General features: G+C 70.0%; 17 protein-coding genes. 8 read left to right on the top strand and 9 right to left on the bottom strand.

Annotation, left to right across the window (positions count from 1 at the left end):
- Positions 1 to 95 precede the first annotated feature (95 nt).
- The 3 genes from ID574_RS23045 to ID574_RS23055 are packed head-to-tail and all read left to right on the top strand — an operon-like array spanning position 96 to position 3,530.
- Positions 96 to 1,529, top strand: coding sequence for a glycosyltransferase family 2 protein (locus ID574_RS23045; RefSeq protein ID WP_188191028.1), 1,434 nt, complete (start codon positions 96 to 98; stop codon positions 1,527 to 1,529).
- Between the two features lie 48 nt (positions 1,530 to 1,577).
- Complete coding sequence (locus ID574_RS23050; protein WP_223166978.1) at positions 1,578 to 2,468, top strand: CDP-alcohol phosphatidyltransferase family protein; 891 nt, start codon at positions 1,578 to 1,580, stop codon at positions 2,466 to 2,468.
- 21 nt (positions 2,469 to 2,489) lie between these two features.
- A complete protein-coding gene (locus ID574_RS23055; RefSeq protein ID WP_188191029.1) occupies positions 2,490 to 3,530 on the top strand; it encodes a sulfotransferase family protein in 1,041 nt (346 codons plus the stop codon).
- Positions 3,531 to 3,667: 137 nt separating this feature from the next.
- Here the strand turns inward: ID574_RS23055 and ID574_RS23060 are convergent, their stop codons facing one another.
- From ID574_RS23060 to ID574_RS23095, 8 genes are all read right to left on the bottom strand, one after another.
- Positions 3,668 to 4,690, bottom strand: coding sequence for a glycosyltransferase (locus ID574_RS23060; RefSeq protein WP_188191030.1), 1,023 nt, complete (start codon positions 4,688 to 4,690; stop codon positions 3,668 to 3,670).
- The gene (locus tag ID574_RS23065; protein WP_188191031.1) at positions 4,687 to 7,320 is read right to left on the bottom strand and encodes a bifunctional glycosyltransferase/CDP-glycerol:glycerophosphate glycerophosphotransferase; all 2,634 of its coding nucleotides are present in this window, start codon (positions 7,318 to 7,320) and stop codon (positions 4,687 to 4,689) included. The genes ID574_RS23060 and ID574_RS23065 overlap by 4 nt, the downstream gene beginning before the upstream one ends.
- A 111-nt stretch (positions 7,321 to 7,431) precedes the next feature.
- Positions 7,432 to 8,136: an SRPBCC family protein gene (locus ID574_RS23070; RefSeq protein WP_188191032.1), complete on the bottom strand. Its 705-nt coding sequence runs from the start codon at positions 8,134 to 8,136 to the stop codon at positions 7,432 to 7,434.
- 83 nt (positions 8,137 to 8,219) lie between these two features.
- The gene (locus ID574_RS23075; protein ID WP_188191033.1) at positions 8,220 to 9,074 is read right to left on the bottom strand and encodes an FAD binding domain-containing protein; all 855 of its coding nucleotides are present in this window, start codon (positions 9,072 to 9,074) and stop codon (positions 8,220 to 8,222) included.
- Complete coding sequence (locus ID574_RS23080) at positions 9,071 to 11,431, bottom strand: xanthine dehydrogenase family protein molybdopterin-binding subunit (protein WP_188191034.1); 2,361 nt, start codon at positions 11,429 to 11,431, stop codon at positions 9,071 to 9,073. Before ID574_RS23080 ends, ID574_RS23075 begins: the two co-directional genes overlap by 4 nt.
- Complete coding sequence (locus tag ID574_RS23085; RefSeq protein WP_188191035.1) at positions 11,428 to 11,910, bottom strand: (2Fe-2S)-binding protein; 483 nt, start codon at positions 11,908 to 11,910, stop codon at positions 11,428 to 11,430. Before ID574_RS23085 ends, ID574_RS23080 begins: the two co-directional genes overlap by 4 nt.
- A gap of 75 nt (positions 11,911 to 11,985) precedes the next feature.
- Positions 11,986 to 12,186, bottom strand: a complete 201-nt coding sequence (locus ID574_RS23090) for a hypothetical protein (RefSeq protein ID WP_188191036.1) — start codon at positions 12,184 to 12,186, stop codon at positions 11,986 to 11,988.
- Positions 12,176 to 13,801 carry a PspC domain-containing protein gene (locus tag ID574_RS23095; RefSeq protein WP_188191037.1) on the bottom strand — a complete coding sequence of 542 codons (1,626 nt, stop codon included), beginning with the start codon at positions 13,799 to 13,801 and terminating at the stop codon, positions 12,176 to 12,178. Before ID574_RS23095 ends, ID574_RS23090 begins: the two co-directional genes overlap by 11 nt.
- A 113-nt stretch (positions 13,802 to 13,914) precedes the next feature.
- Between ID574_RS23095 and ID574_RS23100 the strand changes: the two genes are divergently transcribed.
- From ID574_RS23100 to ID574_RS23115, 4 genes are all read left to right on the top strand, one after another.
- The gene (locus tag ID574_RS23100; protein ID WP_188191038.1) at positions 13,915 to 15,123 is read left to right on the top strand and encodes an ATP-binding protein; all 1,209 of its coding nucleotides are present in this window, start codon (positions 13,915 to 13,917) and stop codon (positions 15,121 to 15,123) included.
- Positions 15,120 to 15,752: a response regulator gene (locus ID574_RS23105; RefSeq protein ID WP_188191039.1), complete on the top strand. Its 633-nt coding sequence runs from the start codon at positions 15,120 to 15,122 to the stop codon at positions 15,750 to 15,752. The genes ID574_RS23100 and ID574_RS23105 overlap by 4 nt, the downstream gene beginning before the upstream one ends.
- A 120-nt stretch (positions 15,753 to 15,872) precedes the next feature.
- A complete protein-coding gene (locus ID574_RS23110; RefSeq protein WP_188191040.1) occupies positions 15,873 to 16,832 on the top strand; it encodes a L,D-transpeptidase in 960 nt (319 codons plus the stop codon).
- Positions 16,833 to 17,007: 175 nt separating this feature from the next.
- Complete coding sequence (locus tag ID574_RS23115; RefSeq protein ID WP_188191041.1) at positions 17,008 to 17,868, top strand: SAM-dependent methyltransferase; 861 nt, start codon at positions 17,008 to 17,010, stop codon at positions 17,866 to 17,868.
- A 307-nt stretch (positions 17,869 to 18,175) separates the two neighbouring features.
- Here ID574_RS23115 and pcrA read toward each other — a convergent pair whose 3' ends face one another.
- Complete coding sequence (gene pcrA / locus ID574_RS23120; protein ID WP_442939320.1) at positions 18,176 to 20,437, bottom strand: DNA helicase PcrA; 2,262 nt, start codon at positions 20,435 to 20,437, stop codon at positions 18,176 to 18,178.
- 96 nt (positions 20,438 to 20,533) lie between these two features.
- On the opposite strand from pcrA, the gene ID574_RS23125 reads away from it, so the two are divergent.
- Complete coding sequence (locus ID574_RS23125) at positions 20,534 to 21,253, top strand: PIG-L deacetylase family protein (protein ID WP_188191042.1); 720 nt, start codon at positions 20,534 to 20,536, stop codon at positions 21,251 to 21,253.

Below are 21,253 nucleotides of genomic sequence, written 5' to 3' on the forward strand. Positions count from 1 at the left end.
TCCGGTAAAGAGCTCATCAGGCTCAGGTCTCGAGCGGGGACCGCGAGGCATGCTGCCCTCGATCCCAACTCCCGACAGCCAAGGAGCACATTGGCATGATCCCCCTGCTGAGCGTCGTCGTCCCCTTCTACAACGTGGAGCAGTACCTCACCGAATGCCTGAAGTCGCTGGCCGTCCAGACGCTGGACGACCTCGAGGTCATCATGGTCGACGACGGCTCCTGCGACGGCAGCAGGCGGATCGCCGAGGACTTCGTCGCCCGGGACGGCCGTTTCCTGCTGATCGAGCAGCGCAACCTGGGGCCGGGGCCGGCCCGCAACAAGGGGGTCGGGCAGGCCCGGGGCACGTACATCGCCTTCGCCGACGCCGACGACGTCGTGCCGCCGGAGGCGTACGAGCGGATGGTCGCCAGGCTGGCCGAGACCGGCTCCGACCTCGCGTGCGGTGCGGTGGCGCGGCTCGTGGACGGCGCGCTGGAGGAGTCGATCCTGCACGAGAAGGTGTTCAGGCGGCCCGAGCTGTGCACTCACATCACCGACAAACAGGTCCTGATCCGGGACCGCACGGTCTGGAACAAGGTCTACCGGCGCGACTTCTGGGAGCGCGCCGGGCTGGAGTTCCCCGCGGGCATCTACGAGGACGTCCCGGTCGCCATGCAGGCGCACGTGCTGGCCACCAGTGTGGACATGGTCGGCGACGTGGTCTATCACTGGCGCAGGCGCGAGTCGTCCATCACGCAGTGCCGGAACGAGCTGTCCAACCTGAACGAGCGGCTGACCGCCATCCGGGCGGTGCGCTCCTTCCTCGACGAGCGGGCGCCCGAGCTGCTCGACGGCTTCGACGCGCTGGTGCTGGAGAAGGACATCATCTTCCTGTTCCAGGCGCTGGAGTCGAGCGAGGAGCCGGAGCCGCTGCTCGACCTGGCCCGCGCCTGGATGGCCGCGCTGAGCCCGCACGCGCTGGCCACCGCGCCGTCGCTGCGCCGCCTGGAGCTGCACCTGATGGCTCGCGGTCTGGTGCGCGAGCTGCGGACCATCCGCGACTTCCGGCGCTCCCGCGAGGACGCGGCCCGCATCGTGCCGCGCGGCCGGCGCAACGCCCGCTGGTTCGGCGACTACCCCTTCTTCCGCGACCGCCGGCTCAAGATCCCCGACGACGTCTTCGACGCCCGCGACGAGCTCAAACTGATCGCCAGGGTAGAGGAATGCACGTGGACCGGCGCCGAATACCGCGTGCGCGGGCACGTCGCGATCCACCGCGTCGACCGCCGGATCGACCGGCTCAACCTGTGGCTCAGCGACGGCCGCCGCAAGATCCCGCTGGACGTGCGGCGCTCGCGCCGCCACGGGTTCGTCACCACCATCGACCCGGCGCGGCTGGAGGGCGGCGGGCCCACCTGGCGGTTGCAGGCGCGGACCGAGACGCGCGGGCTGGTGCTCAAAGGCTGGCTCAGGGATGGCGAGGCCAATTCCGCATGGCGGTTGTCGGTGCCGGGTTGGTCAAGAACCGGCATGGACATCACCCAGTAGTTCCAGACAGTAATCACACGAGCGCGTGTCGTGTTCATGCTGGTCTCCATGAGGACCTATTCGCTCGATGACGTCTACGAGACACGCAAGCGGAGAGACTCCTGGTGGACCGTGTATTTCGTGGACCCGGTCGCCTGCCGGGTCGCCCTTCCCGTCGCCAATCACACCCGGCTGACGCCCAACGGCCTCACCGTGCTCTCGCTGGTCCTCGGCATGGTGTCGGCCGCCTGTTTCACGATGAACCAGCTCGTGGCGGGCGCCGTCGTCTTCTATCTCAGCTTCATGATCGACTGCGTGGACGGCAAAATCGCCAGGCTCAAGGGCACGGGGACACCCTTCGGCCTCTGGCTCGACTACGTGGGGGACCGGATCAGGGTGGTCGTGTGCGCCGGAGGACTGGCATCCGGTCAGTACGCCCTGACCGGGGATGTGCGCTACGTGGTCCTCGGCGCGGCGGTGGCCGTGCTGGACCTGTTCAGGTACGTCAACGCGCCGCAGATGAAGCGCGTCCGCGAGGCCGTCAGGGAGGCGCGGAACGAGCCGGAGCCGGACGAGGACGCCGACCCGCTGGAGCGCCTCTCCCTGGAGCAGGCGCACACCCAGCCGCTGGAGCCCGTCTCGCTGGAGCAGACGCTCACCGAGCCGCTGGAACGCGTCTCGCTGGAGCGGGGGCCGCGGCAGCGCGGCTTCTTCCGGCGGCTCAACAGGTTCCTGGCCCGGCACCGGGTCCGCTCTCACCTGATCAGCGGCATCGAGTTCCACGCGGCGGTGTTCGTGGTCGCGCCCCTCGCGGGGGCATGGGCGCTGATCCCGCTCGCCGCGCTGGCCGGGGCCCTGCTGCTGGCCAACGAGGTCTTCCTTGTCTACCGGATGTGGCGCTTCACGCGCAGGCACGCCGTCGCCTCCTCTCGGGAGAGCCGAGAGCACGTTCTCGTCTAAGTTTTCGGGGGTTAGAACGAAATGTCCGACCGGCCAGTCTTCGTCGTAGGATGCCCGCGCTCCGGCACCACGATGCTCCAGCTCATGCTGCACTCGCACCCGCGCATGGCCGTCCCACCGGAGACCCGCTTCGTGGTTCCGGCTTATTACCGGCGCCGCAAGTGGGGCGACCTGCGGGTCGCCCAGCGCCGCCGCGCCCTGGCGGAGTGGATCGCCACCGACCGCAGCACGAAGTTCCGCGAGCTCAAGATCGACAAGGACGAGTTCGTCAGGCAGGCCGTGGCCGGCCCCGGCTCGCTCGGCTCGGTGATCGGCACGGCCTTCCGCATGTACGCCGACCGCTTCGACAAGGTCCGCTGGGGCGACAAGCGGCCGAGCTACGTCAAGCAGGTGGACATGCTGCTCAGGATGTTCCCCGACGCCCAGTTCATCCACCTCATCAGGGACGGCCGCGACTGCGTGTCCTCGCTGAAGGAGATGCCCTGGTACACCCTGGACTCCTTCCACGCCATCTCCACCTGGGCCGAGGCCATCGACGCGGGCGGCAAGCTGAAGCGCACGCTGCCCGCGGACACGTACTACGAACTGCGTTACGAGGACCTCACCGACGACCCGGCGACCGAGCTGAAGAAGCTCTGCGACTTCCTGGAAGAGGACTTCGCCCCGTCGATGATCTCCCCGCGCGAGGCGGCCAGCGTGGCCGTGCCGCAGCACAAGGTCTGGCACAGCAACACGCACGGCGAGGTCATCCGCACCCGCGTGGGCAGCTGGGCCAATCGGCTCGAGGACTGGGAGATCGCCCTGTGCGAGCACATGCTCGGCGATCGGCTGGAGTCCATGGGGTACGAGCTGAGCGGCGCGCCCAAGCCGGCCAAGGAGCACATCACGACCTGTCAGAAGACCATGCAGAAGCGCAGGGCCAGCCGCATGCGCAAGCACATGCGTGACCGCTTCAACCGGCTGCGCGAGCCGAGCCCGGTGGCGGCGATGCTCACCTCCCGCCAGCGGTCGCTGGCCGGCGTCCCGCGCCAGCGCACCGAGGTGAGCGAACCCGCCGTCTGACCCCGGCCTCGGACCTCCGCGCCGGTCCTTTGGGGAGTGTGCGCGTTGCATACTGTTGCGCATCCCCCCTGACTCCCAAAGGACCTCCGCCGAAGTGCGGGGGCCAGGATGGGGCCGGCGCCTGGAGGGAGACGGGCTCAGCGCTCGATGTGGGCGAACAGCTGTTCCCAGCGGTCCAGCACGCGGTCGAGGCGGAAGGCCGCGGCCCGTGCCCGGGCCGCGGCCCCCAGGCGCCGCCGCTCCTCCACCGAGTCCACCAGCCGCCTCAGCTCCGCCGCGAAGGTGTCCACGTCCCCCGGCGGCACGGGTACCGGACCCGCGGACCGCACCCCGCCCGACACGTCGAACGCCACCGACGGCACCCCGTGCGCCCCCGCCTCCAGCAGCACGATCGGCAGGCCCTCGTGCTCACTGGTCAGCCCCAGGACCGAGGCGTTCAGGTATTCGGCGGGCATGCGCGCGGCCGGCAGCAGGCCCCTGAAGACCACCCGGTCGCCGACGCCCTCTCCGGCCGCGTGCGCGCGCAGCCGCTCCCGCTCGGCGCCCTCGCCGATCAGGTGCAGCTCCCACGGCGGTGGCGCACCCGAGCGGGCGAAGGCGCTGATCAGCCGGTCGAACCGCTTGACCCCCTCCAGCCTGCCCACGCCCAGCACCCGGGGCGAGTCGAGGGCGGACGTCTCCTCGGGCCAGGGGGCCAGCGGGTTGGGCAGCGTCCAGGCGTTGGGCAGCAGGGCGTGCTCGGAGAAGCGCCAGGCGTCGTCCTCGCTCAGGAAGACCGCCTGGTCGAGCGCGGGATAGTGCTTCCTGATGGAGGCGAAATGCCAGCAGCCGCGGGCATGGTCGTACGAGCCGTGATACTGCCCGATCGGCCGGAACCCGGCAGGCAGCAGCCCCGACAGCCTGATCACCACGGACGGCGAGGTCATGACCGCGTACCCCGGCTCGATCGCGCGGAGCAGCTTCTTCAGCCGCCGGTCGGCCGTGATCACGTGGTGGTGGTAGAGCGGCCGGTCCACGTAGCGGAAGGGCGATCGGGACCGCTGCAGGCCGATCACGTGCACCTCGTGGGCCCGACCGGCCAGCCCCTGGGCCAGTGTGTGCGTGACCTGCTGGATGCCGCCGAGGGTGTCGGCGTCCAGGCACGCGAAGACCACGCTCACCGGAAGAAGTCCTCTACCACGCGGGCGGCAGCGTCGCCGCGCTCGTCGGCGCACCACAGGTCGCGGAAGGCCGCGTACCGCTCGGCGAAGGCGGCGTGGACCTCGGGCAGCCGCCTGATCACGTCCACCAGTTCCCCGGTCGTCGTGACGCAGGGGCCGGGCGCGATCGCGGGCAGGTCGTGGTAGACGCCGCGCTCCGACAGCCGGTAGTCGTCCCAGTCGTCGATGAGGAACACCATGGGCTTGCCGGTGATCGCGTAGTCGCACATGACGGAGGAGTAGTCCGTCAGGAGCGCGTCCGAGGCCAGCATCAGGTCGTTGATCTCGGGATAGGAGCCGGCGGGCCGGACGAAGTGCAGCAGGTGCTCGGGCGGGCTGTAGCGCTCGACCGGATGCGTACGCAGGACCACGACCCAGTCGTCGGCCAGTTCGTCGGCCATCAGCTCCAGGTCCGCCCGTACGGACTTGCCGCTGCCTTTCGCGCGATCCCTGTACGTAGGCGCATAAAGGAGGATCTTTCGCCCGGGTGGGATCTCCAGCCGCTCCCGCACGTCGCCGGTCGACTCGCCCCTGACCAGCGCGTCGCAGCGCGGCGTCCCGTACCGGTAGACCTTGCCGGTGTAGCCGTTGGACGGCACGAAGATCCGTGAGAACTCCGCGCTCGGCGACACCAGTGCGTCCCACCGCGCCACCGCCGCCCGCCACCGGGCCCGCGGCGCGTCGAAGTCGGCCCGCAGGTCGGGCGCGTCGAAGCCGATCGACTTGATGCCCTGGCCGTGCCAGGTCTGCAGGTAGCGGGTGCCACGCGGCTTGGGGTAGTCCAGTGGGAACCCGTGGCTGTCCACCCAGATCCCGGCCCGCGCCATCGTATAGACGTACCGCCAGCTCCCACGCCGCACGAGCCGCGCGTCGGACGGGAAGTTCCGGCGGCCCGCGGCCACCGACCAGACCACCTCGATCGGCAGCCGGCGCCGCCGCAGCTCCTCGTAGACGGCCCGCGGGCTGCCGCTGTAGCCCTTGCCCACGTCGGACTCGAACAACGCGAGGTCCTGACGCTGCGGCAACACCTTGATCATGAGCTTGTACGCCCGGAGCTTGTTCCGGGGGGTGCTGACCCGCTTCACCAGCGCCCGCCTGACCCGCCGCCACAGCGACCGCGGGGCCGGGTCCGGCCGCACGCACAGGTACGCGGCGTAGCCCTCGGCCTGCACCCGGCACCCCGGCAGCTCGATCGGCGGGGTGCCGGGGTCGACGATGATCCGGTCCGTCGTGGTGTGCCCGTCGGAGGTCCTGGTGAAGCCGATGCGCGGGTCGCATCTGCCGGTGGGGGTGAAGACGACCTCGCTGACGTAGCCGCCCTCTTTCGACGGCTCGCCGATCGGCTGCGGATCTATGGGGATCTTCCGCCTGCCGAGCTGAAGGAAGGCCGTCCATTCCGCCGGCAGCACGCCGAACGGGTCGTACGTCCGCACGGTCATCCGCACCCGCTCGCCGTCACCGGTGAGGTCCGTCGCCTCGTGCCGCAGCCTGGAGGCGGAAAACGGCAGCTCGGCCAGCCGCAGCCGGGTGATGTCCAGCCCGGGTGAGACCGTGGTGCCCCAATATGTCCGCCCGTCGAGCTGCACGGCCGCCCGCGGCGCGGCCCTCGGCCCCGTGAGCGAGCCCGCCGCGATCCGCAGGTCCTCGATCCGGTCGTCGAGGATCAGCCTGCAGCAGACCCGTTCCAGCGGCTCGGCCTCGTCCAGCACCCCGGGGGAGATCTCCGCAAGGTACGGCCGCACGATCGAGGCGAACTCCTTGACCCACACCAGATCCCGCGCCGGCAGGGGATTGAGATAGACCCGCAGGTCCTGCCGCACGAACCGGCGCTGCCGATGCGGCACCAGGTCACCGGCCCCGTGCGCGCGCAGGACCTCGTCGCTCATGCGGGCCGCGATGACCCGCTGCCGCACGTTCTCCATGTCGTCGATGCTCAGAGAGATCGAGTTGTTCGCCGGCGCCCGGTGCCAGTGGTAGACCACCCAGGGAACGATCGCGAACCTGCGTGACACGGCGTACAACCCGGCGGCGAAGACGTGGTCCTCGTAGTGGATGTCCTCGGGGAAGCGCAGCCCCCGGCTCCGCAGCCGGTCCACGTCGTAGAGCTTGTTGGTGCTGAAGGAGTCCAGGAAGAGCTCGGGATCCTCGCGGATCCCCTCGACCACGCGCCGCCTGGCGAACAGCGACGGATAGTACGGCTGCAGCCGCCCGCTCGCCTCGAACAGCCGCGAGATCTGCCCGGACACGAAGTCGGCCCCGGTCCGCTCGATCTCGGCGACCAGGCTCTTGCACGCGTGCCTGGGCAGCTCGTCGTCGCTGTCGAGGAACATCACGTACGGCGCCGCCGCGGCGTCGATCCCGGCGTTGCGCGGCGCGCCGCAGCCCCCGCTGTTGGTCTCCCTGCGCAGGTAGCGCACCCGCGGATCCTCGCCCGCCAGCCGGGCGGCCACCTCCGGCGTGCCGTCCGTGCTGGCGTCGTCGGCGATGATCACTTCCAGGTCGCGCAGCGACTGGTGGAGCACGGAACGCACAGCCCTGGGCAGTCGGGCCGCGTCGTTGTAGGTGATCACGACAACGGTGCAGTCCGGCATCCCAAGTCCCCCCGCTGGTCCAACAGCCTGCGGGGATGGAGCTTCCCCCGGGTTGGGAGAAGTGTCCGGACTTGATGGACTGTTGCCGAAAATCAGAGCATCTGCCGGAAATTACCGCCTAAAGCGACGAATCACCCAGACGATGAGCAGGAGCCCCACGATCGCGCCCGCGACGGGCGCCAGCCGCTTCAGAAGCGGTTGACCGGCGATCTCCAGCAGGTCGAGCGCCTCCTCGTCGGCCGTGCGCGACGTCCGCTGCGTGCCTCCCGGGCGCAGCTCCTGCTCCGGCGCGGGCACCGCGGTGAGGTGCCGCTCCTCCTCCTGCCGCTCCTCCTTCTGGGGCTGCGCGGGAGCGGGCTCGACAGTGGGCTCGGACAGCAGCTGGGCCAGGTTCTCCGCGAACTTGTCGATGAGCTTCGCGCCCACCTCGGCCATCACGCCCCGCCCGAACTGCGCGGGCCGCCCGGTCACGTTGAACGTCGTCTCCACGGTCACCGCCGTGGCGCCCTCGCTCGGCGCCATGTGGGCCTTGACCGTGGCCGAGGCCGTGCCGGAGCCCCGGGCCTCCTTCCCCGACGCCTGGATGGTGAGCGTGTGGGAGTCCTTGTCCACATCCTCGAACCTGGCGGAGCCGCGATAGGTCACCGTGATCGGGCCGACCTTGACCTTCATCCTGCCGGTGAACTCGTCGCCCTCGTAGATGTCGAGTGTCGCCCCTGGCAGGCACGGCGCGACCCGCTCGACGTCGAGCAGCACGGCCCAGGCCTGCTCGATCGGGACTGGAACAGTGAACTCGTGCTCGAACCGCATTGCCATCGCTCCGCTCCTTCTGCCGATATGGAAGACACCCCGACCACCCACCCTGTGGGGGCGCCCCAGGGAGAGGCGCCCCCGGGTGGTCAGGGGGCGCCCGCGGCGGTGCGCACCGCGCGGTGGGTCAGGACCCTGGCCAGGTGCCGGCGGTAGTCCGGCTGGGCGTGCAGATCCGCCGGGGGCGAGGTGTCCGCCGCCGCCTCCTCGCACGCCTGCCGCAGCTGGTCGCCCAGCTCCATGCCCTGCAGCGCGGTCTCGGTCGCCCGCGCCCGCAGCGGCGTCGGGCCCATGTTCGTCAGCCCGATCCTGGCCTCCGTGATCGCGCCGTTGGAGCGCTTGACGGCCGCCGCCACGCCGACGATGGCCCACGCCTGCGCGGTCCGGTGGAACTTCTCGTACTGGAAGCCCCAGCCCTCGCCGAGCTTCGGGATCTTGACTCCGGCCAGGATCTCCCCGGGCCCCAGCGACGACTCCCAGTAGTCGACGAAGAACTCGGCCGCAGGGATCTCCCGCTCGCCCTGCGCCGACCTGGCCACGAACACGCCGTCCAGGGCCAGCACCACGGCCGGCAGGTCGCCCGCCGGGTCTGCGTGGGCCAGCGAGCCGCCGAACGTGCCCCGGTGCCTGATCGCCGGATCCGCCACGTGGGCGGCGGCCATCGCCACCAGCGGGCACCCGGCCCGCACGACGTCGGAGCGCATGACCTCGTCGTGCGTGGCCATCGCGCCGATGAACACGTGGTCGCCCCGGTCGTGCACGCCCTTCAGCTCCGGCAGCCGGCCGACGTCCACCAGCGTCGACGGGTACGCCAGCCGCAGCCGCAGTAGCGGCAGCAGCGACTGCCCGCCGGCCAGGACCTTCGCGTCCTCGTCCGACGCGAGAACCTGCGACGCCTCGGAGAGCGACTCCGGGCGCACGTAGTCGAACTGCGCGGGAATCATCGCCGCACTCCTTCCTGCGCCTCTGAGACGGCCCGCCAGACGCGCTCGGGCGTGCACGGCATCTCGATGTCGTGGATGCCGAACGGCCGCAGGGCGTCGACGACGGCGTTCACCACGGCCGGGGTCGAGGCGATCGTCCCGGCCTCGCCCACTCCCTTGACGCCGAGGGGGTTGCTGGTCGCCGGCGACTCGGTCCGGTCGAGGCTGAACGGCGGCAGGTCGGCCGCCGACGGCAGCAGGTAGTCGGCCAGCGTCGTGGTCAGCAGGTTGCCCTCGGCGTCGTACACGGCCTCCTCGAACAGCGCCTGCCCGATGCCCTGCGCGATGCCGCCGTGCACCTGGCCCTCGACGATCAGCGGGTTCACCACCTTGCCGACGTCGTCCACCGCCACGTACGAGCGGATCTTCACCATGCCCGTCTCGGTGTCCACCTCCACCGCGCACAGGTGGGTCCCGTGCGGGAAGGAGTAGTTCTCCGGGTCGAACGTGGCGTCGGAGTCGAGCCGCGCCTCCACGCCGTCGGGCAGGTCGTGCGCCGTGAACGCGGCCCAGGCCAGCTCCTGCATGGTCTTCTGCGACTCCGTGCCCCGCACCTTGAACGCCCCGGCCTCGAACTCCAGGTCGTCAGGCGAGCACTCCAGCACGTGCGCGGCGAGCTTGCGGGCCTTGTCCCTGACCTTCTCGCACGCCTTCAGCACGGCGATGCCGCCGATGACCAGCGAGCGCGAGCCATAGGTGTCCATGCCCTTGTGCGCGATCGCCGTGTCGCCGTGCAGCACCGTGACGTCCTCGAAGGGCACGCCGAGCGCGTCGGCCACGATCTGGCTCCACGCCGTCACGTGCCCCTGGCCGTGCGGGGACGTGCCGGTGATGACCTCGACCTTGCCGCTGGGCAGCATGCGCACCGCGCCGTGCTCCCAGCCGCCGGCGGCGTAGTTGGCCTCGCCGAGCATCCTGGACGGCGCCAGGCCGCACATCTCGGTGTACGTGCTGACGCCGATCCCCAGCTGCACGGGGTCGCCCCTGTCCCGCCGGTCGGCCTGTTCGGCCCGCAGCTTGTCGTAGCCGAACATCGCGGTGGCCTTGTCGGTCGCCGCCTCGTAGTTGCCCGAGTCGTAGGTCAGCCCCGAGATCGTGGTGTACGGGAACTCCTCGTGCTTGATCCAGTTGCGCCTGCGTACCTCCAGCGGATCCATGTGCAGCTCGGCGGCCAGCTCGTCCATCACCCGCTCGATGGCGAACGTCGCCTCCGGGCGGCCGGCGCCGCGGTAGGCGTCGGTGGGCATCTTGGTGGTGAACACGCCGGTGCAGCCGAACTCGTACGCGTCCATCTTGTAGATCGCGTTGAACATCGACGCGCCCAGCATGGGGATGCCCGGCGTGACCAGCATGAGGTACGCCCCCATGTCGGCCAGCAGGTCGACCTGCAGCCCGCGGATGCGCCCGTCGGCGTCGGCGGCCAGCCGGATGTGCTGGATCTGGTCGCGGCCGTGGTGCACGGTCAGGTTGCCCTCGGAGCGCGACTCCGCCCATTTGACCGGCTTGCCGAGCTTGCGCGCCATCAGCAGGCAGAGCACCTCTTCGGCGGTGACCTGCAGCTTCGAGCCGAATCCGCCGCCCACGTCGGGGGCGATCACCCGGATCTGGTGCTCGGGGATGCCGGTCACGACCGCGAGCATGACCCGCAGGATGTGCGGGATCTGCGTGGCCGACCAGACCGTGAACGTGTCGCCGTCGGTGTCGGCCAGAACCGCGCGGGGCTCCATCGCGCACGGGATGAGCCGCTGCTGCCGGTATGTTCTGTCGATGATGATCGGCGCGTCCCTGAACGCGGCCTCGATGTCACCCGAGTTGATCTTCACGCTGAACGCCTTGTTGCCCGCCTCGTGCACCTTCGGGCTGTCCGCGGTCAGCGCCTGCTTCATGTCGAGCACCGCCGGCAGCGGCTCGTAGTCGACCTCGATGGCCTCCAGCGCGTCGGCCGCGCGGTAGCGGTCGGTCGCGACCACGCAGGCCACGGCCTCGCCGACGTACCGGACCTCCGACACCGCCATCGGCGGGTGGTCGGGGATGACGATGTCCTCGCTCACCGGCCACGCGCACGGGAGGCTGCCCTGCTCGGCGGCGAAGTCCTGGCCGCTGAACGCCGCCACGACCCCTGGCAGGCCGCGCGCCCCCGACACGTCGACCCTGGTGATCCTGGCGTGCGCCATCGGGCTGCGCAGGAACATCACGTGCAGCATGCCCGGACGCGAGAGGTTGTCGGTCCACCGGCTGCGCCCCGTCAGCAGCCTGGCGTCCTCCTTGCGCTTCCTGGGCCTGCCTACTTCCCGGCCTGCCTCCTGCTGGATCGTCATGGCGTCCTCACCGCCTGCCCCATTTCCTGGGCGCCCCTGCGGACGGCGCGGACGATGTTGCAGTAGCCGGTGCAGCGGCAGAGGTTGCCCTCCAGGCCGTGCCTGATCGTCTCCTCCGAGGGATCGGGATCCTCCCTGAGGAGGTCTATCGCGGCCATGACCATGCCGGGCGTGCAGAAGCCGCATTGGAGCGCGTGCTCCTCGTGGAAGGCCTGCTGCATCGGGTGCATCGACCCGTTGACGCCCAGGCCCTCGATCGTCAGGACGTCGCACCCGTCGGCCTGGACGGCGAGCACCGAGCAGCTCTTGACGCTCTTTCCGTCCAGCATGACCGTGCAGGCGCCGCAGTTGCTGGTGTCGCAGCCGACAGGGGTGCCGGTCTTGCCCAGCCGTTCTCGTAGCAGATGGACGAGCAGGAGCCGCGGCTCGACGTCCTCCTCGTACTTGATCCCGTCGACGGTGACGGTGATTCGGGGCATACGTCCTCCCTCAGGAGCAGGGGAAAGGCGGACACACCCGAACCTACGCCCGTGTTTTTCCCGGTCAAGGGTTACTTACCGCCGGACCGCTCGGGCGATGATCGCTACCAGCCCTGCGAACGCCAGCCCCAGCACCATGACCCCCACCAGGACCAGCGGATCTCTTATCACGCGTGTCACTATCAGGATGCCCAGAACGACGAAGAGCACGCCGCTGAGCAGGGCCATCCAGTCCGTCCTGTGGAACTGCCGGGGCCGATCGATCTCACGCGGCACGCCGCACCTCCATGTCGCCGACCCCGCCCCTGAGGTTGAGCACGAGTGTCGAGACCGCGCCGTCCGGTTTCGTCTCCGGCTCCAGCACCTTGTCCAGGCGTACGTTCACGCCGCCTCTGATCGACTGGTCGACCGTGATGTCGCCGACCTTGTTCGTGGCGTGCACCTCCAGCCTGACCGTCGACGGCACGATCACCTCCAGCTCGCCCAGCGAGATCGCGGTGTTGACCGTCGCCGTCGTCCCCGGCGCCAGCTTCAGGTCCGACAGGTCCAGCCGGCCGTCGCCGATGCCGACGTCGTAGACGGCGTTCAGCTCGGCGAGCGTGGTGGGGGACCACTCGGACGAGCCGATGTTCCTCGGCAGGCCGCCGAGCGTCAGGCCCAGGCTCAAGATCAGCGCCACCGTGGTGCCGGCGGCCACGAGCCCGGCGCCGCGGCCCCACCAGGCCGCGACCAGCAGCCCGGCGCCGATCGTGATGAGCATCGCGCCGCCGACGATGGTCGGGCTCACTCCGGCGGCCGACCTGGCTTGGACCGCCACGACGATCCCTCCAATGATGATTGCCAGCAGGATGGTGATGACGCCGATGAACGACTTCGGCCGGGGTTTGCGCTCGGGTCTGGGGACCGGGCGGCCGTACAGGATGGGGTCGTACGGCGACTGGTCGCCCGCCCGCTTGGCCGGGTCCAGCGGCCTGTAGGGGCCGTGGGGCGCGAAGGGCTCGCCGTAGCGGGTGTGGCCGACTGCGGGCCTGGGCTGGGGGCGGTGGGCGGGCGGCTGGTACGGCGGGACGGGGTGCTGCGCGGTCACCGCGTCGCCGCGTGCCGTCGTGTCGCTCGCACCGGGCGCGGTCTCGCCGGCGTGGGTCTCACCGGCCGCGGTCTCGCCGGCGTGGGTCGCCGTCTCGGTGGCATGGGCAGTGGTCTCATCCGCGTGTGCCGCGGTCTCGTCGGGCTGGGCCGCTTCCCGGGGGATGACCTCTTCCCGGGGGGTGGCCTCGGCGCGCTCCTGCGCCAGGGCGGAGGCCGCGGCCGTCGGCGGCGTCACGGTCGTCTCCTCGGCGGGCCGGGACGGAGCCGCGGGCGGGGGCGAGGGCGCGGGGCGTACCGGGGGAGCGGGCTCCGGGCTGGTGTAGGACGGCGCGGCCCGCTCCGCCGTACGCCTGCGGCTGAGCCGCTCCGGCATCGACCGGGCCACCCCCAGCAGATCGACACCGCTGGCGTGCGCCGCCAGCAGTGAGACCGCCAGGAGCACACCCACCACCAGCGTGCCCGCGTCCAGCCAGATCGTGGCCAGGTTGAGCCCGAGCCCGCCCGCGAGCACCGCCGTCAGCAGCGCCATGACGGCCTCGGCGTCGAAATCCCTGCGCGTCCACTGCTCGATGAGCCCGGGGCCGCCGTTCGGCTCCTTCATCAGCAGGAACGCCGCTATGTAGAGGAACAGCCCCACCCCGGAGCCCAGCATCAGCATGGCGAAGGCCACGCGGAACACCACCGGGTCGATGCCGGTGTGCCGCCCGAGCCCCGCGCACACTCCCATGAGGATGCGCCCCTCGCTGCTGCGTCGCAGCACCTTGCGGGTGGTGGCCGGTTCTCTGGGTGGAGCTTCTGACATGCCACCATCGTGGACCCGCGCGCGGTGTGCTCGCATCCGGGACACCCCTGACCCGACCCGGGGGTCGTTCCCTGATGCCCGGGACTTCCCTGGCGTGTGACGATGGCCATGTTATGGCTGACCAGAAGACTCTCGCCGAGCCCACCGGCGACGCGCCCTACCGGCGCATGATGCGCCCCATGGAGGGCCGCCTGATCGGCGGCGTCGCTCAGGGGCTGGCGACGCAGCTCTCGCTCGATCCCGTCGTGATCAGGCTGATGTTCATGCTGCTCAGCGTCGTGGACGGGATCGGTACGGTGGCGTACGCGGTGCTGTGGATGATCACGCCGCGGCAGCCGTACGAGGGGCCGGCGCCGCAGCGGGACTGGAGCCAGCTCGCGGCCTTCAGCGCGATCGGCATGGCGCTGCTCGCGTTCGGCTGGATCACGGGAGCCTCGCAGGGCGGGCTCGGGATGCTGCCGTTCGCCGTCGGCGGGATCGGCGCGCTGATCCTGTGGCAGCAGGCCGATCCAGAACGCCGCAAGAACTGGGTCAGCGGGACGTCCAAGAGCATCAGGAAGAACCGGGTGCGCACGCTGCTCGGCGTGCTGCTCGTCGTGGGCGGGGCCATCGGGTTCCTGGTGGTGCAGGACGAATTCGCGCAGGCCAGGCCGGGGCTGCTGTTCACCGTCGTGGTCGTCGGCGGGCTGGCCGTCATCGCCACGCCCTGGCTCGCCGGCCTGTGGAAAGAGCTGCAACTGGAGCGGCGCGAACGCATCAGGCAGGAGGAGCGCGCCGAGGTCGCCGCCATGGTGCACGACTCCGTGCTGCACACGCTCACGCTGATCCAGCGCGTCGCCCACGACCCGCGCGAGGTCACCCGGCTGGCCCGCTCGCAGGAGCGCGAGCTGCGCAACTGGCTCTACCAGCCCGCCCAGGACGCCGACGCCACGCTCGCGGCCGCCGTACGCAGGATCGCCGCGGAGGAGGAGGACGCGCACGGGGTGCCCATCGAGGTGGTCTGCGTGGGCGACGTCGATCTGGATTCGGGGGGCCGGCTGGCGGCCATGCTGAAGGCGGCCCGGCAGGCGATGGTCAACGCGGCGAAATACTCTGAGAGTCCGTCCATTTCCGTGTACGCGGAAGTAGAGGGTGAAGAGGCCACGATTTTCGTGAAGGATCGAGGCAAGGGGTTCGACCTCGAGGCGGTGCCGCTCGACCGGATGGGGATCAGGCAGTCCATCGTCGGGCGCATGGAACGCCATGGAGGCACGGCCCGCGTACGCACCGAGCTCGGCGAGGGCACGGAAGTGATGTTGACGATGAAGGTGGAGAGAGCATGACGCGCGTGTTGATCGTCGACGATCACCGGCTGTTCCGCTCCGGCGTGCGGGCCGAGCTGGGCGACTCGATCGAGGTGGTGGGCGAGGCGGAGGACGTCGAGTCGGCCGTCAAGGCCATCGCCGAGCAGCAGCCCGACGTGGTCCTGCTGGACGTGCACATGCCCGGCGGCGGCGGCCAGGAGGTCCTGCGCCGCGTCCTCGGCTCCGGGTCCCAGGTCCGCTTCCTCGCGCTGTCGGTGTCCGACGCCGCCGAGGACGTCATCGGCGTGATCAGGGGCGGCGCGCGCGGCTACGTCACCAAGAACATCAGCGGCAAGGAGCTGACCGACGCCATCCGCAGGGTGGCCGAGGGCGACGCGGTGTTCTCGCCGCGGCTGGCCGGCTTCGTGCTGGACGCGTTCGCCTCCTCCGAGGCACCGTCCATCGACCCGGAGCTCGACTCGCTGACGCAGCGCGAGCGCGAGGTTCTGCGGCTGATCGCGCGCGGGTACGCATACAAGGAGATCGCCAAGGAGCTGTTCATCTCGGTCAAGACCGTGGAGACCCACGTCTCGTCCGTTCTGCGCAAGCTCCAGCTCTCCAACCGCCACGAGCTGTCCCGCTGGGCCACCGCTCGCCGCCTGGTCTGACGGCCGATACGGCCTAGTTTGGACCGTTACAGGAAAGTTATCAGTAGTCTGCCTACGAAACACCGGTCTCAGTTGTCACACAAGGAGGTAGATCGAAGCACATAGTCCAGGAGTACCCCTTTGAAGCGCGTCACCCGGTTGCTTCCGGCTTTGGTGGCATTGGTCACCGTGACGGCCTGCGCGGCGCAGACCGTCCCCGTCTCGCGTCCCCAGGCCGCCCCCGCTGTTCAGACACCCGCTGCCGCCGCCGTCGCCGCTCCAGCGAAGAAGGTCAAGCTCGGCATCGCCGACATCACCCCCATGGGGGAGAAGACCGAGAAGGTAGGCGTCGGCTTCCCGATCATCGTCACGTTCGACCGTGACGTGAAGCCCAAGGACCGGGCGGCCGTCGAGGCGCTGCTCGTGGTGGAGCCGGAGAAGCCGGTCGAGGGGGCCTGGCGCTGGGTGTCGGCGCGCAAGGTCATCTACCGGACCAAGACGTACTGGCAGCCGTACCAGAAGGTGCTCTTCACCGCGAAGTTGTCCGAGCTGCCGGGCAACACCGGCGCCAAGGACGTCTCCCGCCGCTTCGCCGTCGGCGCGAAGCACATCTCCGTGGTCAACACCCGCACGCATCAGATGAAGGTCTACCGCAACGGCAAGCTGGCCAAGAAGATCCCGATCAGCGCCGGCAAGGGTGGGCTGATCAGGAACGGCGTGGACGTCTACCTGACCACCAGCGGCATCCACCTCACGATGGGCAAGAAGGCCGTCGAGACCATGACCTCCTCCTGGATGGGCGTGACGGATCCGAAGGACCCGCGCTACTACAAGGAGGAGATCCCGTGGGCGGTGCGCATCTCCGACAGCGGTGAGTACGTCCACCAGAGCGCCGGCTACTACCACTTCCTCGGCCGCTCCAACCAGAGCCACGGCTGCGTCCGCGCCACCCCGGCCGGCGCCAAGTGGTTCTACACGATCGCCCAGCGCGGCGACGTCGTGAAGATCACCGGCACCAAGCGCAAGCTGCAGTGGAACAACGGCTGGAGCTACTGGCAGCTCAACTGGACGCAGTGGAAGGCGGGCAGCGCCCTGCTGTGACGACGTCCGGCTCAAGCGTCGTCGCGGCCATCGTCCCGGAGGCCCTGGGCGAGGCCGCGGCGTCGTTCCGGCTGGACGTTCTTGACTGCCCCGGGCCGTCGTGATCTCTGTCGTATAGAGAACGAACAATCGCTCTCGGACTTGGACTTAGCGACTTATGACGGGAGCGGGACCCATGACGTCTGAACCCACCATCCCCGGCCAGTTGTCCGGAATCGGGGCGACCGCCCTGGGCGTCGCCTTCCTCCGCGCCCGGGAGAACCGCCGCCCGGACCGCCTGTTCGCCGACCCCTACGCCGAGCTCTTCCTCGCCGCCGTTGCCGCCTCGTCCCCCTGGGCCGGCGGAAACGCCGCGGAGTTCCTCCAGGTGATGACCGAGCAGGTGAGCGTGCGCACCCGGTTCCTGGACGACGCCCTGCTTGCGGCCGCACGGGGCGGCTGCGACCAGGTGGTGCTGCTGGCCTGCGGCATGGACGCCCGCGCGTACCGTCTCGCCTGGCCCGCCGGCGTCACGGTCTTCGAGCTCGACTTCCCCGACGTCCTGGCCTTCAAGGCCGCCGTCCTCGCCCAGCACGACGCCAAGCCCGCTGGCCACCGCGTGGAGGTGCCCGTCGACCTGCGCCTGAACTGGCCGGATGCCTTGACCGAGGCCGGCTTCGACCCGCGCAGGTCCACAGCCTGGCTCGCCGAAGGCATCCTCTACGCCTTGCCCGCCGAGGCGGCCGATCTCTTCCTCAACCGCATCACCGAGCTGTCCGCCCCCGGCAGCGTCCTGGCTCTGGACCACATGGAGGACTCACCGACACTCCGCGCCGCCCGGGCGAAGGTGTCGCCTGAGCTCGTCACCATGTGGCAGGGCGGCCCCGCGGAGCCCTTGGACGCCTGGCTGCGGCGCCACACCTGGAACCCCACGATGAGGGATCTCACGGACCTCACCTCCGAACACGGCCGCCCGGTTCCGCCGCCCTTCGACCCGGCCCGCCCCGACACGGGCCGCGGCTGGCTCGTCACGGCCCACCTCCCATCGAGCCCCTGACCGCGCCACCGCGCCACCGCGCAGCCCCACGGGTCACCCGGCACGCACCGGCTCTCGCGCCGGCCCGGCACTGCCGCTTCCGCCCGCACGCCGTGTCGCTCAACCGGCGTGCGGCGCCGCTCCACTCGGCACTGTGGCCTCGCCCCGCCCGGGCACCGCTCCCGTCCTGAGGTTCCGGCGGCTGCCCTGTTCGGTGTCCAGCGGCGCGGCCCTGTCCGGCCCCGGGGAGGGGAAGGTAAGGGAGCCCGAGGAAGGGAGCCCGAGGAGGGGAGGGGAGAAGAGAACGCCCCATGCCGTGTGGAGGCCGTCAGAGCTTCTCGAGGGGGGCGTAGGCCAGGAGAAGCGTCTTCTCGCCGCCGCTACCGAAGTCGATCTTGACCTTGGTCTTCTCGGCGACCCCGTCCACGGACACCACCGTGCCCAGCCCGAACGCGTCGTGCGACACCCGATCCCCAGGCGTCAGCGACGGCACCTTGCGCCCGCCCCCGCCGCTCTTGGCGGCAGGCGCCGGCCGCGCGGCGGGTTCCCGCCGGGTGGCCGCGCTCCAGGCGGACTTCTCCGGATCCGTACGCCACTCGATGAGCTTGCCCGGCACCTCGTTGACGAAGCGCGAGGCGGGATTGAACGACGGCGCCCCCCACGAGCTGCGGACGGCCGCCCGCGTGAGGTAGAGCCGCTTCTGCGCCCGGGTGATCCCGACGTACGCCAGCCGCCGCTCCTCCTCCAGCTCCTTCGGCTCGCCCAGCGACCGGATGTGGGGGAAGACCCCGTCCTCCATGGCCGTCAGGAAGACCACGGGGAACTCCAGCCCCTTGGCCGTGTGGAGGGTCATCAGCGTGACGACCCCCTGCCCGCCGTCGGACTCGGGGATCTGGTCGGCGTCGGCCACGAGCGACACCTGCTCCAGGAACTCCACCAGCGTGCCCTCCGGATTGGCCTCCTCGAACTCCGAGGCCACGGAGATGAGCTCGTTGAGGTTTTCCAGCCGCGACTCGTCCTGCGGATCCTCGGAGGCCTCCAGCTCGGCGCGGTAGCCCGTGGCCACCAGCACCTCCTCGGCCAGTGCTGACGGCGGCATGCCCTCGCCCTTGGCGATCAGCTCCTCGATCATGGCGACGAACTCCCGCACGGCGTTGAGCGACCGGGTCGCCATGCCGTACGCCTCGTCGGCCCGGCGCAGCGCCTCCCAGAACGTGATCCCCTCGCGCGACGACAGCGCCTCGATCATCGCCTCGGCCCGCTCGCCGATGCCGCGCTTGGGCACGTTGAGAATGCGCCGCAGTGACACCACGTCGGCCGGATTGGCCAGCACGCGCAGGTAGGCCAGCAGGTCCTTGACCTCTTTGCGCTCGTAGAAGCGCACACCGCCGACCACTTTGTACGGCAGGCCGGTGCGGATGAAGATCTCCTCGAAGACCCGGGAGGCCGCGTTGGTCCGGTAGAAGACCGCCACCTCGCCGGGCTTGACGTCTTCCTCGTCGCTGAGCCGGTCGACCTCCTGGGCCACGAACATGGCCTCGTCGTGCTCGTTGTCGGCGACGTATCCGACGATCTTGGGACCGTCGCCCTGGTCGGACCAGAGGTTCTTGGGCTTGCGGGACTCGTTGCGCGAGATGACGGCGTTGGCGGCGGCCAGGATGTTCTGGGTCGAGCGGTAGTTCTGCTCCAGCAGGATGGTGCGGGCGTCCGGGTAGTCTCGCTCGAACTCCAGGATGTTGCGGATCGTCGCGCCCCGGAACGCGTAGATCGACTGGTCGGCGTCGCCCACCACGCACAGCTCGGACTGGTCGGCCCCGGACCTGACCAGATCGCCGTCCGTCGTCCGCAGCTCGGGATGCCCGACCAGCTCCCTGATCAGGATGTATTGGGCGTGGTTGGTGTCTTGATATTCGTCCACCAGCACGTGCCTGAACCGCATCCGGTAGTGCTCGGCCACGTCGGGGAAGAGCTGGAACAACGTCACCGTGTTCATGATGATGTCGTCGAAGTCCATCGCGCCGGCCTCGGTCAGCTTGAGCTGGTAGGCCTTGTACGCCTGCGCGAGCGTCTTCTCCAGGTGCGAGCCCGCCTTCTCCATCGCGGTCTCGTAGTCGATCAGCTCGTTCTTGAAGTTGCTGACCTGCGCCGAGAACGAGCGCGGCGGATAGCGCTTGGGATCGAGGTCCATCTCCCTGCAGACCATGGCCATGAGCCGCTGCGAGTCGGCCTGGTCGTAGATCGAGAAGCTGGACGGGAACCCGAGCCGCTTGGCCTCCCGCCGCAGGATCCGCATGCAGGCGCTGTGGAACGTCATCACCCACATGGCCTTGGAGCGCGCCCCGACCAGCTTGTCGATGCGCTCCTTCATCTCCTTGGCGGCCTTGTTGGTGAAGGTGATCGCCAGGATCTCGCCCGGATGCACCTTGCGCTCGGCCAGGAGGTAGGCGATGCGATGGGTGAGCACCCGCGTCTTCCCCGACCCCGCTCCCGCGACGATGAGCAGCGGGCTGCCGTGATGGATCACGGCCTCGCGCTGCTGCGGGTTGAGACCGTCGAGCAAGGGGTGGTCAACAGAGACTTGGGTGGGCACGCACCTAGGTTAAGCCGCCCGACCGACAAACGGCGCATGGAATGCCATCGCCGGGGCTCCGGTTGTGCTTCAAAGGAAGGTCAAGAAAGGGGAGTCATGCTGGCGGAAGCCGAGATCAACCGGGTACTGGTCGTGACCGCGCATCCCGATGACGCCGACTTCGGTTCCGCCGGGAGCGTGGCGCTCTTCGTCGACAGGGGCGTGGAGGTCACGTACCTGCTGATCACGGACGGTGACGCGGGCGGCAACGAGCGCACTCTGGACAACTCGGGCATGGCCGAGCTCCGCAGAGGGGAGCAGCGCGCCGCGGCCAAGGCCGTCGGCGTGACCGACGTGCGCTTCCTGGGATACCCGGACGGGCAGGTGGTGCCGTCCCTGGAGCTCCGGCGCGACATCGCCCGCGTGATCCGCCAGGTCAGACCGGACCTGGTCATCACCCATCATCCGGATCGCAACTACCGGTTCGTCGCACCCAGCCATCCCGACCACCGCGCGGTCGGCGGCGCCACCCTGGACGCCGTCTACCCGGACGCCCGCAACCCCTACGCCTTCCCCGAGCTGCTGAAGGACGAGGGCCTGGAGGCGTGGACGGTACGGGAGGTCTGGCTGAACGGCGGCATGACCCCGAACCACTGGGTGGACATCACCGACGTCATGGACCGCAAGCTCGCGGCCTTGCAGTCGCATGTGAGCCAGGTGTCGCACGTGGAAGGGTTCGCCGAGTTCGTCAAGGGCCGCTTCGCCGCCTGGGCCGAACAGGCCGGCTTCGGCGAGGGCCGCTACGCGGAGGGCTTCCAGGTGGTGCCGACGGCCTAG

It is taken from the genome of Nonomuraea sp. SYSU D8015 (assembly GCF_008065375.1).
Classification (GTDB): domain Bacteria; phylum Actinomycetota; class Actinomycetes; order Streptosporangiales; family Streptosporangiaceae; genus Nonomuraea.

Bases quoted from the DNA above. Each gene is read 5' to 3' on its own strand.
- ID574_RS23045 (WP_188191028.1), top strand. From the start codon at position 96: ATGATCCCCCTGCTGAGCGTCGTCGTCCCCTTCTACAACGTGGAGCAG.
- ID574_RS23050 (WP_223166978.1), top strand. From the start codon at position 1,578: ATGAGGACCTATTCGCTCGATGACGTCTACGAGACACGCAAGCGGAGA.
- ID574_RS23055 (WP_188191029.1), top strand. From the start codon at position 2,490: ATGTCCGACCGGCCAGTCTTCGTCGTAGGATGCCCGCGCTCCGGCACC.
- ID574_RS23065 (WP_188191031.1), bottom strand. From the start codon at position 7,320: ATGCCGGACTGCACCGTTGTCGTGATCACCTACAACGACGCGGCCCGA.
- ID574_RS23070 (WP_188191032.1), bottom strand. From the start codon at position 8,136: ATGGCAATGCGGTTCGAGCACGAGTTCACTGTTCCAGTCCCGATCGAG.
- ID574_RS23075 (WP_188191033.1), bottom strand. From the start codon at position 9,074: ATGATTCCCGCGCAGTTCGACTACGTGCGCCCGGAGTCGCTCTCCGAG.
- ID574_RS23080 (WP_188191034.1), bottom strand. From the start codon at position 11,431: ATGACGATCCAGCAGGAGGCAGGCCGGGAAGTAGGCAGGCCCAGGAAG.
- ID574_RS23085 (WP_188191035.1), bottom strand. From the start codon at position 11,910: ATGCCCCGAATCACCGTCACCGTCGACGGGATCAAGTACGAGGAGGAC.
- ID574_RS23095 (WP_188191037.1), bottom strand. From the start codon at position 13,801: ATGTCAGAAGCTCCACCCAGAGAACCGGCCACCACCCGCAAGGTGCTG.
- ID574_RS23100 (WP_188191038.1), top strand. From the start codon at position 13,915: ATGGCTGACCAGAAGACTCTCGCCGAGCCCACCGGCGACGCGCCCTAC.
- ID574_RS23105 (WP_188191039.1), top strand. From the start codon at position 15,120: ATGACGCGCGTGTTGATCGTCGACGATCACCGGCTGTTCCGCTCCGGC.
- ID574_RS23115 (WP_188191041.1), top strand. From the start codon at position 17,008: ATGACGTCTGAACCCACCATCCCCGGCCAGTTGTCCGGAATCGGGGCG.
- ID574_RS23125 (WP_188191042.1), top strand. From the start codon at position 20,534: ATGCTGGCGGAAGCCGAGATCAACCGGGTACTGGTCGTGACCGCGCAT.